Here is a 15785-nt window from a genome sequence, read left to right as displayed (position 1 = left end):
AATCGCCGACCGAGCGGTCCTTCGCTTCGCGCTGACCTACGACTTTGATCGGCCATGAACAGTCTGTCGCGCCGCCTCCAAGTTATGTCCGCCTCGATTGAAGGCGGACATTGAGGCAGGTGAACAAAAAAGCCCGGCTGCAGTTTTGGGACGCGAGTGACCTTTGTGGCTGCGTGTGCAATCAACCATCTTCCTTCGGCGGCGCAACCAGCGCACCCCTGATGTCGTGGCGTGCCATGGCGTCGGCGACGAATCCTGATGCTTTCATCTCTTCAACGAACTCGCTCAGATAGTTGGCAGCTTCTATTCCCCTGCTGCGCGGTGTTCCCATCGCTTGCTGGATCACCATGAATCTGCCAGGCAAGAGTCGCAGCCCCTCTAATCTTGCTGCGTCGGAGGCAAGCTGCTGACGCACACCTGCAGCCACGTCGGCGTGCTGCGCAAGAAACTCTTCAACAACCGTAGGTGACGTGTCGGCTCGAAGGATCTGGGCCTTCTTGAGCTCGCGAGTCAGGTAGAGGTCGTATGCGCTTCCTTTGCCGACCATGATCCGCACGCCTTCGGCATCGACTTGCTCGTTTGTTGCGATCTTGGAGTCTTCGCGCACGAGGTAGCTCCCTTCGATCAATATGTACGGGGCTGTAAAGAGCAAGCCTTCGCCGCGCAGGGGATCGACGGCGAAAAACCCGACATCGGCTTGCTCGCCGGTGACGGCGGTTACTGATTTTCCAGCGGCATCGAACACCACTGGCTTCATTTCTGTATGCAGACGCCTCGCAAGTTCGATCGCCAGGTCGACCGACACGCCCGTTGCCTGTGAGGTGGCCGCATCCCACCTTGCCAGGATGGGGTTGCCAAGGTTGATAGAGGCGCGCACTACGCCTGTCGGCGCCAGTGCCGATCGGATTGTTAGTGGGACTTGCATTGCAGGAGACCTTTCAAGGAAGGGACGTGGTATCACTGAGCTATGGCGTGGCTGCCGCTTAGACCTTGGCTGCGTGCTCTTCGAGCAAAGCGAGCACCGAGGGGTCCAGTGCAAGCCCTTCACGCCGATGCCGCGCAAGGTTGTTCAGTTCGATTTCCCCCGGCACAAGAACTGGACGCGCTGCTTCGGCGGGAGGGCTGTCGTGAAGGATCGCCGCGAAATCGTTCATCCGCTCCGCAAGCCATGCAGTGGAACCGAGGCGCCGTGTGTCGATGAGGATGAAGAAATGTCCGAGGTTTTGCGGCTCGTCAGGCGCATCGACCCAGGACTTCACATGCGTGAGGTAGGCGGCGCCCGATAAAAGTCCTGCGAACAGGTCCACAAGCAAAGCCAGCCCGTAGCCTTTGTGTCCGCCGATCGGAAGCAGGAAGCCATCAAGGGCCGCAGCGGGATCGGTCGTCGTCCGGCCGCCCTTGTCCGTCGCCCAGGTGTCGGGAATGGATTCACCGCGCTTGAGTGCGTTGCGGATTTTTGCGCGAGCGGCAACGCTGATGGCCATGTCCAGCAAGAACGGCTTGCCGCCGGGGTTCGGCACGCCAAAACCGACAGGACTATTCCCGAGACGGGCATCGCTGCCGCCCCACGGTGCGATCGTCGTGGTGGCATTGCTCCCGATGATGCTGGCGAACTCGGCTTCGGCTGCGATCAGCGAATAGGGCGAGACAGGGCCGAAATGGTTGCTGCCACGCGCAAACGCAATACCCACTCCTGTCTGCTTGGCCGTTTCCATGGCGGCCTCCAACGCGCGCATTCCAACGAGCGGGCCGACTCCGTTGTCGCCGTCGATGCTCACGATGGCGGGCGCTCGCTGTTCCACCTTGATGTCCGGTCTGGCCTTGATGCCGCCGACACTCAGTCGCTCACCGTACGACTCAATACGGCCGAGGCCGTGGGTCGACAGGCCGAACAGGTCAGCGGTTACCAGGATCCTGGCGACGTCTTGTGCGTCTTTGTGATCGAGGCCAAGGCCCTCGAAGGCCTTGGCACCGAGCTCAAGCAGTTCGGACTCCAGTAGGACGCGTTTTTCAATGATGGCGGTGTTCATGGTGTCTTTTAATGGGAAGTGATGATTGGTGGCTTCATTCGGCCTTGAGGCCGGCCTTGCGAACAACGTTGCCCCAACGTTCACGCTCGGCTTTGATGAACTTGGCAAATTCCGCAGGGGCCATGGGAGACGCGGTGCTGCCGTCTTCTTCAAGCCGTGCACGTACCGTCGGAACGCTCAACGCCTTGATCGCAGCGTCATGCAGGCGGGCGACGATCTCCGGCGAAGTCTTGGCCGGCGCGAGGATCCCGAACCATTGCGAGCTGTCGAACCCGGGGTACCCGAGTTCGGCCACCGTGGGGACGGCAGGCAGTGCGCCCAGCCGTTGAGGGGAGCCGCTTGCGATGATCTTTATCTTTCCCGCCTTGGCCTGTGAGATGAAGCCGGGAGGGCCTGCAGAAGCGGCATCCGTGTTGCCCGCCAGCAGATCGTTGAGCTGGGCACCAGTGCCCTTGTACGGTACATGGGTGACGTCGATGTTGGCCGTGACCTTCAACATCTCGAATGCAAGATGACCTGCGCTGCCGTTGCCTGCTGAACCATAGTTCAGCTTGCCGGGCTGCGCCTTGGCCAACGCGACGAACTCCGGCAGCGTCTTCGCCGGAACCTTCGCTCCGATGGCGAACACCATCGGCACCTTGGCCAGCAAGGCAATGGGCGCGAAGTCTTCGTCGCCATACGGCAGCTTGGGAAACATCGCCGGGTTGACCGCCAGGGTGCCGACATGCCCGAGAACGATGTTGTAGCCATCAGGTGCCGCGCGTGCCACCTCTTGCATGGCGATGATCCCGGATCCACCTGCCTTGTTGTCGACGATCACGGCCTGCCCCAGCGTCTTTGACATCTCGTTGGCGATCAGGCGTGCAATGACGTCGGAACTGCCGCCTGGGCCATAGGGCACCACGAGGCGAATCGGCTTCTCGGGCCAAGCGGCGTGGGCCAAGGGCATCGTTGCTGCCATCACGGCGGTCGCCAGAAGGCCGATCACGCGGCGGTGAAGCGAACTTCGAGTGGTGCTGCCGATGCTGGGCAAAGTGCTCATTCAATGTCTCCTTGTTGATGCGGCCTGGATATGGCCGCAGATCAGGGTTGAATGGTCGCGGGGAGTCGCTTCGGTGTAAATTGCAAAGATTCGCTCTACTTTTGCGTCAAACGCATGAATTTCGATTTGGCGGATATACGCGCCTTCCTGTCCGTTGCAGACTTCGGCAGCTTTCGGGTTGCTTCCGAAAACTTGCACCTGTCGCAGTCAGCCCTGTCTCGTCGCATCGACAAGCTCGAGTCGGCGCTTGGCATCAAGCTGTTCAGCCGCACGACGCGGAAGGTGGAGCTGACGACGGTCGGCAGAGCATTTGTGCCTAGGGCTCAAAACGTCATGCGCGAGCTCGACGACGCGCTCGTGGGGATCAAGGACGCGACGGAGCGAATCTCAGGCCTGGTGACGATTGCTTGCGTCCCGTCTGCTGTGGGCTACTTTCTGCCGGCTGCAATCAAGCGCTTTCACGCCTCATACCCGAAGGTTCGCATTCGTCTCATCGACGAATACTCCTCAGAAGTCCTCGTAGCAGTCGCGAGAGGGGACGCGGACTTTGGGTTGACGTACATCGGCACGCAAGAAGCAGACATCAATTTCGAACCCCTGCTGGAGGAGCGGTTTGTCGTCGCGTGCCCTGCGGGCCACCCTCTGGCAAAGAGGAAGCGCCTGACCTGGGCGGACTTGACGCAGCACGCTTATCTGACGCTTGCTCAAGGAAGTGGGAATCGATTCTTGATCGATCAGGCAATCAGCCAGGTTGAAACAAAGCCGCAGTGGATTTGCGAGGTGCGCCACGTACCAGCGCTCGTCAGTCTGGTCGAAGCAGGATTGGGGCTAGGCGTCGTCCCGCGCCTCGCAATGCCTCCGAAAGGGCATTCGTCGGGGCTGATCAGCATCCCGCTGGATGATCCAAAAATCACCAGGGTGATCGGGCTGATCAGCCGACGCGGGCACGAACTGATGCCAGCTGCCCGACTGTTCTATCAAATGCTTTTAAGCGGAAGTGAGAACAGGAGAAATGAAGCTCAGCCAATGCAACGCGCCGGGATCAAATGAAAACGAGCTAAGCCACGCGCAAGGCGGATTGGATTGGTGACGACTGCTTTGGCGTGGCCTGCGGAAGTTGGCTGACCGAACCTGAGGGAACGGAAGGGGCTGAAGAGACTTTCACCTTTTCGGCCGGTTTTTCAACTTATCGGCAACAAGCGGACATCCGCACGCGAAAAGCGTGCAGCCCGCCCCGACGGAAGCCGTTCGGGCAGCAATTAAGCTGGCATGAAAACGTCAGTCTTCCTGCGGATGCGAGGGCGGAGGGAGCAATCGAGCTGGCTTTTCAGGTTTGTCTGCGACGCGACATCAATCGACGAAGCTGAATGACGACGCTCACTAAAAGCGTCAATGCAGTTCTAGCGGTCTAGCGAGTTGCGGCCCGCGTTCCTGTCGCCGCGCGGATCACATCGATCACGCGGCCGTCACGATATTCCATGATGCCGACGATGCGTTGTTCGGTTAGAACGGGCCGGGGTGGAGTCGGCGCGAGTGAAGTGGCCAGCGACTGCAAGACGCCCATATCGACAACTTTCAGGCCGTTCTGCACCAATCGATCGCGAAGATCCCCGCGCGCAGGGTTCACGGCAACACCGTGCTCCGTCACCACGGCGTCGATTGATTCGCCCGGTGTTGTGACACATCGAACACTCTCGACGATCTTCGTTCCACCGGCGGAAGTCAACCGTGTTGCGACCAGGGCGAGCTTCGCACCGGCGGCTGTGTCGGCGTGCCCACCCGACCCTCCCAGAATGCGTCCGGAGCTACCCGTCGTGACGTTGACGTTGAATCCCAGATCCACCTCGGCGGCACCGAGCAGCATTGCGTCGAGCTGATCGGCAATGGATCCGCTGTTGTGTGGATTGGCGTACAGCGACGCAGACATTGCCTGATGACGCACGTCTCGCCGGTACGACTCGACAGCCCTGAGATCGAAGCACTGAACATCGAAGAGGCTGCGAAACAAACCTTCCTCGAGCATGTCGACAAGGTAGCCGGTCACCCCGCCCGCGCCGAAGCTGCCCTGAACGTTGCGCTTACGCATGGTCGCCTGGACAAACTGCGAGACTGCCAGCGAGATCCCCCCGGCGCCCGTCTGGAACGAGAAGCCATCAACGAGGAGGCCGGAAGCAGCAATCACGTTGGCTGCGGTTTCGGCAATCCCAAGCCCTATTGGGTCGGTCGTTGGCCGGGTGCTTCCGGACAGGATACCGGCAGGGTCGCCGATGCTGTCCACGCGAACTATGAAGTCCACCTGTTCCTGGGTGATGTCAATCTGCACGAGCGGATACTCGCCGATGTGATCAGTGACACCGACGACGCGACGAGCGTATTGCGCGTCTACCATCGCGTACCCCAGTGGCCCACACGCCGCGCGACCTTCGGCACCGCTGAGATTGCCGCACCTGTCCGCAGATGGCGCGGCAACAAATGCCACGTCGATCTGGAGCTCTCCGGCCTCGATCGCACGGGCGCGGCCGCCGTGCGTTTGCATCACCACGGGTGTGGGAAGCAGGCCGTCCGATACGGCATCGGCTACCGGACCTGACATGTAGGCTGTGCAGATTCTCGCAACGACCCCGCTTCGGATGTGATCCACCAAAGGCGCATGCACCGGAAAAAGCGAACTGGCTGCAATTCGCAAGTCTCGGAGGCCGCGCGCCGCTGCGACCGCCAACACCTGGTTGAGAACCTGGTCGCCGTTGCGAAGATGATGGTGGAACGACAGGGTGTCGCCATCCTTGATTCGGCAGGCATCAAATGCAGCCTCGAGGTTTCTCAGTTGTTTGTCTCGACCTCGAACTGCTGGACAAACTCTTGTCGACGTGCGCGTGGCGATTTCCGGTGGCAGCCCAATGCCAATGAATGGGCGCGTGCGGCCGTAGCCGTCGATGTGCGGCGGGACGGCGCGCGAGTGAAAGTCGGTCATGGTTCGATCGACGTTCCGACCATCGCCAAGGTCCGCCGGGCCTGCAAGACCACTGGCAAATCGACCATACGGCCGTCGAGCTGCACGGCAGCGCCGTTCGAGGCAGCGTCCGCTTCCAGCACGCGTCGCGCCCACAACACGTCGTTGGCAGATGGTGCAAACGCCGCATGGACACCGGCGACTTGCTGAGGATGAATGCATAGCTTGCCGGCGAAGCCGAACCGCTTGCCCCGCAGCGTGTCAGCCGCAAGACGTCGCGCATCCGTTGTCTGCACCGTCACTCCGTCGACTGGTGGCGCAAGCCCGGCGCCTCGAGACGCCATCGAAACGGCGAATCGAAGTGGATCCAACTCCCGTTCGTCCTCGCTGCAGGCGATGCCCGTGTCGGCCATGAAGTCGATGTGGCCGACCACCAGCCGGACCACGTTCGGCATGCCAGCGATCGCTTTGAGATTGTCCAGCCCAGCGGCGCTTTCGATCAGCGCCAGGATGCGGATACCGCGCAGTCGCTCGCCGAGCAACTCCAGCGTGGATGTTCTCTCAGCCTTGGGAAGCAATATGCCCCCGAGACCGGGAAGGCGGCTGACCAGTTCGATGTCCGCATTCCATTCGGGGCTTCCTTCTGCATTGATTCGAACGACTACGCAAACATCTTGTTGGGCGATGGCTTGCCAGCACGCAGAGACAGCTTCGCGGGCCAGTGCCTTGTCCTGCGAAGGCACGCTGTCTTCGAGGTCGAGGATGATCACGTCAGCGCCGCTGTTCAGCGCTTTGTCGAACCGATCCGGTCGATTCGCTGGCACGAAAAGGAAGCTTCGCGCCGTGGCGCAACGCTCGGGCTTCAAATTTGACATGGTGTAGGTCGAATCACTGAAAAAATTGGTCGGACAGCCGCTCCCACCCGTTGATGGACCGTCGCGGCTTTCTGTCACGGATACGGGTCGAACCGGTGACCTCAGACAGGAACGGTGTCCACCGGTGTGGCCGCAAGCGGCCGGCAGGCTGCCTGCTGGAGGCGTTCGCCATCGAACCGAATGGGGTTGGCAAGCAGTTTCATTTTGGGGTCGGCTGGGTGAGGCACGTCCTTGACCATGTCGATCTCCCGAAGGAAGGGGTTGTCCAGTGCCTGCCGTACGTTGAGGACCGGGGAAATCGGGAGTACGCCGGTCAGAACCTGGAGCCAATGCGCGGTCGGTTGCTTCCCGAACGCACTGTCCAGTGCCTCGGTCAGTTCTGCACGGTGCTCAGCCCGGAGCTTCTGCGACTTGAATCGCTCGTCTGCAGTCAGGACCGGGTCGCCGATCACGCCAAGAAGCGCGTGCCAGAACTTATCGGTCATGCACATGATGTAGATCCATCCGTCGCCGGTCTTGAAAGTCTGGACCGGGGTGACGGAAAGGTGCGCTCCACGCGGCAGTCGGCGCGATGCGTGGCCTTCGTTCAGATACCAGGTACCGGCATAGCCAAGTTGATGCAGAGCCACGTCGAACAGGCTGACATCGACGTCGCAGCCCTGCTTTGTGATCTGCGCACGGCGCACAGCGCCCATCAGGCCAAGCATGCCGGTAATCCCGGTCATGTAGTCGATGACCGAGGCACCGAAGCGCGCGGGTTCGCCTTCTGGATCGCCGGTGAGGTCCATAAGCCCAGATTCCGCCTGCATCAGGAAGTCGTATCCAGGCCAGGCTTCGCGTGAGTTGTGCCGGCCGTAGGCCGAGATGTGCAGACAGACGATCTCCGGCTTGATGGCCTCCAGATCCTTGTATTCGAGCCTGAGCTTGCCCGGTTGATCACCTCGAAGGTTGTTGACCACCGCGTCGGCGCCAGCGACCAGCTGTTCGAATTCTGCGCGACCCTGCTGCGTCTTCATATCGAGCGACAAGCTCTTCTTGTTGGTGTTCCAGCCCTGGAACACGAGGCTGTCGCCAGTGCCGAGGAAGTACGGACCCATGAACCGCGCGGGGTCACCGCCAATGTCCTTGTTCTCGATCTTGATGACTTCGGCGCCCATGTCCGCGAGGAACATCGAGCCGTACGGACCTGCAGCGAACTGCTCGATCGAAAGAATGCGCAAGCCTTCGAGGGGTTTCAAGATGTGCTCCTTATTCAACGGTCAGCTTGGCTTGCTTCGCCAACGAACTGAATTCGGTCAGTTCCTTGGTGACACGCGCCTTGAGTTCGGCGGATGTGCCGGGCTGGGGTTCGATGCCTTGAGAGAGCAACTGCTTCTGGACATCGGGATCTTTCAGAATTGCTGTGATCTCGCGGTTCAACTTCTCGATCACTGCGGGTGGCGTGGCCGCCGGCGCCATCAGGCCGAACCAGGTGCCGACGTCGAAGTTGGGCACGCCGGCTTCTGCGAGCGTCGGCACGTCGGGGAGAGCGCTCGAACGCTTCGCGGTCGTGACTGCAAGTGCTCTGAGTTTCTGTGCCTTGATGTGCGGCAATGAAGAGGTGACGGTGTCGAACATGACTGACACCTGGCCGCCGAGCAGGTCTGCGACTGCCGGCGCGCTGCCGCGGTACGGAATGTGGGTCAGTTGAGCGCCCGTTCGCAGCTTGAACATTTCGCCGATCAGATGATGGGCAGAGCCCGGACCCGCGGAGGCGTAGTTGTACTTGTCCGGGTTGGCCTTCGTGATGGCGACAAGCTCCTGGACGGACTTGGCGGGCACCGCTGCATTGACCACTACAACGTTCGGCACCAACGCCATCATGCCGACCGGCGCCAGATCGCGATCAAAGCTGTAAGGGAGCTTGGCGAAAACTGCTTGGGCGATGGTGTGATGCGCGGCTCCCACTAGCAGCGTGTAGCCATCAGGTGCCGCCTTGGCAACGAAGTCCGCACCGACCGTGGCCGAAGCACCGGATTTGTTCTCGATGACAACAGGCTGCCCCAGGGATTTGCTCAGGCGAGGTGTCACGATCCGCATCAGGGTGTCCGTAGTGCCACCTGCCGGAAACGGCACGATCACCTTGATGGGCCTGGTGGGATAGGTGTCATCGGCAGCGAGTGCAGGGACGCTGGCGGTCAGTGCGACGCCGCAGGCCAGGGCCAGCATCGAACGGCGATGGAAAGAGTTCACGGTGTTGTCTCCAATGAAGGTTGAAAGATGAAGGTCGCGGCCTCAGGGTTGCAGCCAACGTCGCCCGGAATGGCTCAGGAGAATGCAGCCGGACGCTTCTGCAGGAATGCGGCGATGCCCTCCTTGGCGTCGGCCGAGCAGAAGACACGATCGCTGGCTTTGAGCGACTCTCCGACGGCTTCCGCGTCTGACCGGTCAAACGCAAGATTGACGATGGACTTGGCGGCATGCAAGGCCAAGCTTGGACCCTTGGCCAGTGTTTGTGCGATGCCCTTCGCCTCGGCCAGCGCGGTGCCCTGTTCGACGAGACGGTTTACAAGTCCCCAGTTATGGGCTTGCGCGGCGGTGATGGGTTCGCCAAGGAAGATCATTTCCTTCGTGCGCGATTCGCCGATGCGACGCGCCACGCGGTAAGTGCCGCCGCTGCTCGGGAAAACGCCCAGCTTGATCTCTGGCAGACACAGCTTGACCTGCGCTTCGGCGACGATCAGATCGCAGCAAGCGGCAATTTCAAGGCCTCCGCCGTAGGTGTAGCCGTTGAGTGCAGCGATCGTTGGCTTGGGGAAGGAACGCAGGGTCTCGAACACCTTGTTCTGGAAGATCAGCTTCTTCTCCAGTGCAGCACCAGGCTCTGACATCTCGGTGAGTTCCGAGATGTCCGAACCGGCGCAGAAGGCGCGACTCCCGGCGCCGGTCAGCACCAGGGCCCGAACGGTGTCGTCACTTTCCAGCGACTTCAGTGCGGCATAAAGCTGCCGGGTCAGCGGCGCCGACACGACGTTCATCGGCGCGTTGTCCAGGAAGATGATGGCGTAGCGGTCTTCTCGCTCGATGGTGATCTTGGTATCGGTCATGTCAGTGCGGTCTGGTTGGCGTTTGCTAAATGGTCTAATGTTGTAATGTACGTACATTCTAGATCGAGTGATTGCGTACCAGATGAGTACTTACCCTATATTCATGGCCGCCTCATCCTTGGTTCGCACCTAGACCACTTTGCAACGGCTTCCATGCACGACGCACCCTCGCCGTTCACTGCTCTGAGGTGGAGTTCGCCGGTGGACTGCATGTCCCAAGCCTGGAGTTCCATGGGCTCGTCGCAGTACAGGGGGCTGACGCCCTTGAACTCAAAGCTCGCCAGTCTCAAGGCTGGCTTGCAGCGCCTAGCAAACTGTTGAAGCAGCGTGGCAGTGAGGGGTCCATGAACCACAAGGCCCCGATAGAACTCCACGTCTTGCGCGTAGGGCTGGTCGTAGTGGATGCGATGCCCGTTAAACGTCAGCGCCGAATACCTGAACAGCAGTGTGGTGTTGGGGACATGACTTTCACGCCACTGGATCGGTGCATCAGCCGGCGCTTCGGCAGGTCTCGGCGCTGGCGCAGCGGCCGCTTCGCGGTAAACAATGTCTTGTTCCTCCACGACGCACACCTGATCGTCCACCGTTGTGGTGTGAGCAACCGTCACGAAGCACATGCTGCCCGAGCGACCTTCCTTGGGCGTGATCCTGAGAATCCTGCTGGTCCGGATCGCTTCGGAACCGATTGCGATCGCCGTCAAGTATCTGATCCGACTGGCAGCCCACATGCGGCGTGGCAGAGGAATCGGTGGCAGAAAGCTTCCCGGAACATCCCTGCGAGGATGACCGTCTTCGCCGAGTGCGCTTTGCGCGACGACAGGATTGAAGAACAGCCAATGCCAGCCTGGCGCAAGAGCGTCCCCGACGCGCGATTCGTCCGTCGCGTCCAATGTTGCACCCATCGCGGCGACCGAATGGGGATCGATGCGTGCGTGCGTCGTCTCCGTACGACCAATCCAATCGTTGAAATCGTTCATTGCCATACTTGGCTCCTTAGGTGTGGTGATCCAGGGGCGTCGAAGGGGCCGGTGTTCAACCGCAAGATAGAAATACAGCCCACTCACTTGTCTCAGTGCGACGCGGAGGCTGCCAAGCCAGTCGCCAAACGCTTCCTGCTTGCGCGGGCCAGGAGCAAGAGGGTGCCGCCCGCAATGCTCAGCATGCCAAGCGCGAGGAATGACGAGGCGAACCCTGGTGAGGTGGACTTGAGGTATCCGATCAGCAGCGGGCCGAGGAACTGTCCAAGAAAGCTTCCGCCGCCGATCACGACGCCCACGGCGGGAATGGCCCGGCGCAGCGGAAGGATCTCTGTCAGGTAGGACGAGATCAGCGGCGTGGGCATCTTCATCATGAAACCGATGAGCAGGATCAGGGCGATCTGAACGGCGAGAAAGCGATCCGGGACATTGGCAAGCGCGGTCAACATGGCTCCGATGATGATCATGGGAACAGCTGCATGCTTTCGACGCTCTTGCCCGTGCTTGTCAGAGCGGTGAGTGATGTAGTACGCGCCGAACATTGCCATGATGAAGGGCGCGCCCGAGAGCACGCCCACGGTCATGCCGCTCAGGTGTTCGTGCGTCTTGAATATCGTGGGCAGCCAAAGGGTCAGCCCGTAGAGAATGATCTGACTGCAGGAAAAGCCGAGCATGAGAAGCCAGACCGACGGCTCCTTGAATGTCGTGATCCAGGAGTCAGTCTGCTTGTCTCCGTGGGCGGCCTGTTCGGTGGCAAGGCTGCTGTGAATGGCCTCGCGATCAGACGCCGCGAGCCATTTCGCGCTGTCGAGGCCCTTGGGGATTGCCAGGAACCAGACCAGGCAGAAGGCCCAGGCAGGAAGACCCTCAATGACCATCATCATTCGCCAGTCGTGGTGCGCAAGGATGGCCGCGGAGACGGGGCCGGCCAGGAAGCCGCCCGCTGCGACGCTCAGGTTCCAGATGCCGAAGGCGCGGCCGCGCTCCGACTTGATGAACCACTGCGCCAGCAGCATCGAGGTTGCGGCGTATATCGGTCCTTCTGCCAATCCCAGGAGGAAGCGAATCGCCAACAGTTCCTCAAAGGTCCTTGCGAAACCCGTCGCAACGGCTATGCCACCGAACAGCACCAGGCACGCACCGATCAGAAGGCGCGGACCAAATCGCAAGGCCAGGTATCCGGCGAGAAGCTGGGTGATCAAATATCCCCATGCGAACGCGCTGCCGATCCAGCCTGCCTGGACCGACGTCAACGACATTTCCTTCGTGATGTAAGGCAACGCCATGCCGATGTTGACTCGATCGAAGAACGAGATCATGTACATCACGAATACAGCGGGCATGATGATCAGCCACTTCTTGTGGGCCGTGGATCCGGGAACGTTTGCTGCTGCGATCTGGCTCATGTTTGTCTCCTGCAGTTGGTTGAGAGGCTCAGGCAGCCGCTACAGATGGATCGCGCTCGGGACCCGCGATAACGCCAGCGTCATGCAGCCGTCCCACGGCTTCAGGAGTCAGGCTCAGCACCTGTTCCAGGACCTCGTCGGTATGTGTCCCCAACAGCGGCGCCGGCGCGGTCGGGGCGCGATCCATTGCCGGTGCACGGATGGCCGCGCCAGCTGCGAGGTGCTCGCCAATGCCAGGGGTGTTGATTCGCTCAAACACCGGGTTCGCGGTGCTGACACGCTTGTCGTGCGCGAGAAGCTCCTGCACGGAGCTGTAGCGGCCCCAGCAAACCTTGCTGGCCTCGAGTGCCGCCTCGGCCTCTTCCGCAGTCCGTTGCGCGAACCAGGGCTCGACCAGCTCAGCGATGGAGTCGCGGCCTTCGAAGCGCTGTGCCTCGTCGTCGAAATTGAGATGAAGATCGCGCTGCATCTGCGCGATCGGCGCAGAGATGTCGCAGCACTTGACCAGCGATTTCCACTGGCCAGCCGAAATCGCTGCGACCATGATGCGCCGACCGTCCGAGGTCATGAAGTCGCGTCCGAAAGCCCCGTACAAGTGGTTGCCGATCGAGGGGCGCTCCTGGTGGAGCTGCTCGGACTCGGCCAAGACGCCGAGATGGGAAAGCATCGTGAACGCCATGTCGGAGAGCGCCAGCTTGAGCTCCGCGCCCTGCGCCGTTCGACGACGGTGGTCCACCGCGGCCAACACCGCGAATGCCGCCTGGTAGGCGCATGCGATGTCCCATGCGGGCAGGACGTGGTTGACCGGCGCCGTCGGCGAGCCGCCACCGGTGATCAGGGGGTAGCCGGTCGCGCAGTTCACTGTGTAGTCGACGGCCGTGCTTCCGTCGCCGTTTCCCTGGATGGTGCAACTGATGACATCCGCACGCTTTTCGGCCAGAGCTTGATGGGAGAGCCACGGCGTGCCGATGTTGGTCAGCAGCACGCCTGCGTCCGGTCCCGGTGCCGTCGCCAAGGCCTGGATCAACTCACGCCCCTCGGGCTTGCGCAGATCAATCGCCACCGACCGCTTCCCCTTGTTCAGCGCGGTCCAATAGAGACTGCGACCTCGGCCTGCGGGGTCCGGCATGCGGGGCATGCGTGCGTAGTCGATGCCTCCGCCAATCATGTCGACGCGGATGACATCGGCACCGTATTGAGCGAGCGTGAGGCCGGCGAGGGGAGCAGCAATGAAGGCTGAGCTTTCGATCACGCGCAGCCGACCGAGGAATGGGTAGGTCATGGAGAAGTCAGGGTGAGGACGAGGCCGCGGGCTGCGGCGCGGGCATGCCCGCTGCTCAGCACATGGCAGAGCAGCGAACGACGAAGACGCAGAGGCTTGGCTCGGCAAGTCGCCGAACCAGCAATGTCTAGGGGGAAGAGGGGGGCGCGGCCAGTCGACCGGCGGGCGGTGGCCGAGGGGCGATCAGCAGTGGGGTTGCCTGCATTGCAGGCCAGGTGAGGCGCTAGGCTGCGTTGGGCGCTGCGCGGAAACGCGCGGATTGCGTGTACCGGCTGCTGGGGTAGTAGCTCACGGACACCTGGATGAGCGCCTTGCTCTCGTCGTAGAAGAAGCGCGTGATCTGCAAGGCGGCCTCCCCGGCCTTCGCCTGGAGCACCTGCGCCAGCTTGTCGTCGAGAACGGTGGCGGTCACGTCTTGCCGGATCTCGTGGACCCGGACGCCGAACATCCGTTCGATGTTTTGGTAGATCGGACTGTTTGAAACCGGCGGTGTTTCTTGCGCGGCTGCATAGCGAGGGGGGACGTAGATGAGGACGTAGCTCATCGGCAGGTCCGCGCCGGGTGTTTTTCGCAGGAACGCTACTTCGGACAAGAGCAAGCCCGGCTGGCAGTCCAGGCGCGCCGCGAGTTCCTGGTCGACCAAGACATTCCGGCGCGAAACCGCATGCATCTCCGTGTCGCCCACGAACTGCAGCAGTTCCTCGGTGGAGTTGACCGCGTTGAAACGGTCGCGCGCCGGCGCCGACTCCCGAACGATGGTGCCAATACCGGGGTGGGAAGAGATCAGTCCTTGGTCCCGCAGCACGCGAAGCGCTTGCCGCACCGTCTGGCGACTGACGCCGTACCGCTCCGTCAGTTCCTTCTCGGACGGAAACACGCTGGCCGGCTGGTGTTTGCCGCCACGTATGTCGCGCGTCAATATGCCCGCCAAGGCTGCGTAGAGAGGCTGCTGCCCCGCGACGCGTTCCAGACGCTCCTGCGCCGAAGTTTGGATTTCCATCGCTCTCTTGTCCCTCTCGCGTGAAGATCGAATTTGCCGCGCGCCAATCGCGGGACACTGCCCGAGCCCACCGATCAACGCATTTTCGCGCATCGTGGTGGTCCGTCTCGGCGGCGCCTCCGGCGGGAATGTTCGGCGTCGGGGTTGGCCTCAGCCAAGCTGTGGGCGTCCACGACGCATCAAGGCGAGAAAGAGTTGGCCTGAGAGCAACCAAAAAGTGTTTCATCGACCGATATGTTGTAATGTACGTACATTCTAATATCGGTATATTTAAGGTGATACTAGGCTAAGCGCTCTTGTTAGGAGCACTAAACCGTGCTAGCGCACCATTCGATGGCTTGTTCGAGACGATCACTTCCCCAAAAAAGTTCGCCCTTGGTCACGAAACTTGGGGCGCCAAAGATCTCTTGAGCAATTGCGGTCTCGACTTGCGCCGCCAAACGACCCTTGACGAAATCGGAACCCGCCTCGACCAAGATCGTCGCCGCGTCCTTGCCGAGGGCCTCCAATAGCTCTTGCACAACTGCCTGCGAACCAATGTCCCTATCCTGGCAAAAGCTGGCGCGGAAAACGGTAAGCGTGAACTCACTGCACCACCCCTCGTCCGCTGCCAGCAGCGCCACCCTTGTCGCTAGAAGGCTCCCACGCGGATAAACCGATGGCCATTGCAACGGCAGTCCGTAGCGTTCGCAGAGTCGCTCGACGTCCCGCCGGCGATAACGCCGTTCGGAAGGATCAGGATTCTGAAACGCACTAACGCCACCTGATCGTCGTTTAAATATCGGACCGAGCAGAAAGGGCCTCCACTCAATGGAAACCGACGTGTCCGATGTCAGGCGCTCGATTCTCGCAGCAGCAATGTATGAATAGGGACTGGCAAAGTCGTACCAGAACTCCATCACTGAGGGTGCTGCAATGGGGGCCATCCTTGCTCCATTTCGCTGACTGGCGTGGGCCTAGAAGCACATGGCACAGGGTGCCACCTTTCGCAGTATTCGCAGGTTCGAGCGCCGCAGCATCCGATCTCCCCGGCCCCAGGGCCGAAGTTCCCTGAAGGCGACAGCTACAGTCGTCGGGGAGCGATCATTCGTCGGCTGACGGCCTGAGGCTCTTGCCTCGTGCTCCGCTTTGCGCGCT

General features: G+C 61.1%; 14 protein-coding genes. 1 reads left to right on the top strand and 13 read right to left on the bottom strand.

Annotated features, from left to right (window positions below):
- Window positions 1–181: 181 nt before the first annotated feature.
- From QTH97_RS31445 to QTH97_RS31435, 3 genes are read right to left on the bottom strand one after another with little or no spacing between them, the layout of a single operon-like run.
- Entirely contained in the window at window positions 182–925 is a 744-nt protein-coding gene (locus tag QTH97_RS31445; RefSeq protein WP_286572515.1) for an ABC transporter substrate-binding protein, read from the bottom strand.
- A gap of 58 nt (window positions 926–983) precedes the next feature.
- Complete coding sequence (locus QTH97_RS31440; protein ID WP_286572514.1) at window positions 984–2030, bottom strand: Ldh family oxidoreductase; 1047 nt, start codon at window positions 2028–2030, stop codon at window positions 984–986.
- Window positions 2031–2064: 34 nt separating this feature from the next.
- Window positions 2065–3072 (bottom strand): Bug family tripartite tricarboxylate transporter substrate binding protein, encoded by a 1008-nt coding sequence (locus QTH97_RS31435; protein ID WP_444813500.1) that lies wholly within the window; start codon window positions 3070–3072, stop codon window positions 2065–2067.
- A 114-nt stretch (window positions 3073–3186) separates the two neighbouring features.
- On the opposite strand from QTH97_RS31435, the gene QTH97_RS31430 reads away from it, so the two are divergent.
- Window positions 3187–4122 carry a LysR family transcriptional regulator gene (locus QTH97_RS31430; RefSeq protein WP_286572513.1) on the top strand — a complete coding sequence of 312 codons (936 nt, stop codon included), beginning with the start codon at window positions 3187–3189 and terminating at the stop codon, window positions 4120–4122.
- A gap of 358 nt (window positions 4123–4480) precedes the next feature.
- On the opposite strand, the gene citF is transcribed toward QTH97_RS31430, so the two are convergent.
- The 10 genes from citF to QTH97_RS31380 all read right to left on the bottom strand — a co-directional run bounded on the left by citF (window position 4481) and on the right by QTH97_RS31380 (window position 15574).
- Window positions 4481–6043 (bottom strand): citrate lyase subunit alpha, encoded by a 1563-nt coding sequence (citF, locus tag QTH97_RS31425; RefSeq protein WP_286572512.1) that lies wholly within the window; start codon window positions 6041–6043, stop codon window positions 4481–4483.
- Window positions 6040–6975, bottom strand: coding sequence for an HpcH/HpaI aldolase/citrate lyase family protein (locus QTH97_RS31420; RefSeq protein ID WP_286572511.1), 936 nt, complete (start codon window positions 6973–6975; stop codon window positions 6040–6042). Before QTH97_RS31420 ends, citF begins: the two co-directional genes overlap by 4 nt.
- 23 nt (window positions 6976–6998) lie before the next feature.
- Window positions 6999–8117 carry a CaiB/BaiF CoA transferase family protein gene (locus tag QTH97_RS31415; protein ID WP_286572510.1) on the bottom strand — a complete coding sequence of 373 codons (1119 nt, stop codon included), beginning with the start codon at window positions 8115–8117 and terminating at the stop codon, window positions 6999–7001.
- A gap of 28 nt (window positions 8118–8145) precedes the next feature.
- A complete protein-coding gene (locus QTH97_RS31410; protein ID WP_286572509.1) occupies window positions 8146–9105 on the bottom strand; it encodes a Bug family tripartite tricarboxylate transporter substrate binding protein in 960 nt (319 codons plus the stop codon).
- A 98-nt stretch (window positions 9106–9203) separates the two neighbouring features.
- Window positions 9204–9983 carry an enoyl-CoA hydratase/isomerase family protein gene (locus tag QTH97_RS31405; RefSeq protein ID WP_286572508.1) on the bottom strand — a complete coding sequence of 260 codons (780 nt, stop codon included), beginning with the start codon at window positions 9981–9983 and terminating at the stop codon, window positions 9204–9206.
- A gap of 101 nt (window positions 9984–10084) precedes the next feature.
- Entirely contained in the window at window positions 10085–10960 is an 876-nt protein-coding gene (locus QTH97_RS31400) for an HTD2 family dehydratase (RefSeq protein ID WP_286572507.1), read from the bottom strand.
- A 92-nt stretch (window positions 10961–11052) separates the two neighbouring features.
- Window positions 11053–12366 (bottom strand): MFS transporter, encoded by a 1314-nt coding sequence (locus QTH97_RS31395; protein WP_286572506.1) that lies wholly within the window; start codon window positions 12364–12366, stop codon window positions 11053–11055.
- A gap of 28 nt (window positions 12367–12394) precedes the next feature.
- Window positions 12395–13648 carry a CoA transferase gene (locus tag QTH97_RS31390; protein WP_286572505.1) on the bottom strand — a complete coding sequence of 418 codons (1254 nt, stop codon included), beginning with the start codon at window positions 13646–13648 and terminating at the stop codon, window positions 12395–12397.
- Window positions 13649–13871: 223 nt separating this feature from the next.
- Window positions 13872–14648, bottom strand: a complete 777-nt coding sequence (locus QTH97_RS31385) for a GntR family transcriptional regulator (protein WP_286572504.1) — start codon at window positions 14646–14648, stop codon at window positions 13872–13874.
- A gap of 308 nt (window positions 14649–14956) precedes the next feature.
- Window positions 14957–15574 carry a 2-hydroxychromene-2-carboxylate isomerase gene (locus tag QTH97_RS31380; RefSeq protein ID WP_286572503.1) on the bottom strand — a complete coding sequence of 206 codons (618 nt, stop codon included), beginning with the start codon at window positions 15572–15574 and terminating at the stop codon, window positions 14957–14959.
- Window positions 15575–15785 lie beyond the last annotated feature (211 nt).

Source organism: Variovorax gracilis (genome assembly GCF_030317115.1).
Lineage (GTDB): Bacteria > Pseudomonadota > Gammaproteobacteria > Burkholderiales > Burkholderiaceae_C > Variovorax > Variovorax gracilis.
Note: the sequence above shows the minus strand (reverse complement) of the source record. Positions and strands in the feature narration are given on the sequence as shown.